Source organism: Lentilactobacillus hilgardii DSM 20176 = ATCC 8290, from assembly GCF_000159315.1.
GTDB lineage: Bacteria > Bacillota > Bacilli > Lactobacillales > Lactobacillaceae > Lentilactobacillus > Lentilactobacillus hilgardii.
Window position 1 is genome coordinate 1 of record NZ_GG670088.1, and the last position, 234, is coordinate 234.

A 234-nucleotide genomic window follows, 5' to 3' on the forward strand; every position below is an offset into this window, starting at 1 on the left:
ACTGGAAGTAGAACGGAGAGTTTGCCAAAAATGTTATCGGCACTATAATTCGTAATACCAATGACGATCCCGGAAAATGTGCCGGTGATTAAAAGGAAGCCAAGAAAATCGAAGGCTTTTCCCTTGGCGGATGGGGTGAATTTAGGCAGAAGTGCAAAAGTTGCAATTAAAGCTGCCACAACAAATGGTATGTTAATGTAAAACAACCAGTGCCAATTTAAATATTTGATCAAT

1 pseudogene is annotated in these 234 nt (G+C 39.3%); it reads right to left on the bottom strand.

The features are described from left to right. Window positions 1-234 (bottom strand): annotated as a pseudogene (locus tag HMPREF0519_RS14020) (MFS transporter); the annotation flags it as partial.